The following is a 675-nucleotide window of genomic DNA, read 5'->3' as shown; positions in this document are numbered from 1 at the left end:
GGTGGCGTCGCCTTAAGCTGGGACAGGGGGCGCGTCTGGCATCGTAGCAGCCTTCACGCGTTGATTGACATGGTGATCTGCCGCCATGTTGCGATGGCGTGGAAGCGAAGCTTTCGATAATCTGCGGCGGTGAGATGTTTGCGGTGAAGAAGGAAGAGATTGGCGATCTGGCCCTGTGTCGAGACGAAACGCTGGCATTGCCGGGCCGACTTGAAGCGCATCATCCGCCGTTCGCGTCGTCGTACGGGAAGATGTGAATTTTCGGCGCGGTTGTTGATGCCTTTGTGTGACCGATGCTCGATGCCCGGCATCAATTCGGCCTTCGCGGCAGAGTAGGACCGCAATTTGTCCGTCACCATCACCCGTGGGGTGTACCCTGCCCCTTGAGCAGCTTCCTCATTAGACGCAGGGCGGCTGCCTTGTTCCTTCGGCTTTGCAGCAGGGCATCGAGGACGTAACCGTTGGCATCGACGGCGCGCCACAGCCAGTACTTCTTTCCCTTGATCGTCACGACCATCTCATCGAGTTGCCACTTGTCGGAAAAATTGCCTCGTGAGCGCCGTCGGAGTTGATCGGCGAATTTGAGGCCGAACTTCACGGCCCATTCCGAGATCGTCTGAAACGAGACCTCGATGCCGCGCGCGGCAAGCAGATCTTCGATGTCGCGAAAGCTGA

1 pseudogene is annotated in these 675 nt (G+C 58.5%); it reads right to left on the bottom strand.

Annotated features, from left to right (window positions below):
* Window positions 1-53: 53 nt before the first annotated feature.
* Window positions 54-675, bottom strand: a pseudogene (locus ACPYOP_RS32930) (IS6 family transposase); the annotation flags it as partial.

The organism is Rhizobium sp. KNZ2-6A (assembly GCF_056755475.1).
The sequence above is the reverse complement of the archived record's forward strand: the minus strand, read 5'-3'. Positions and strand labels throughout refer to the sequence as shown.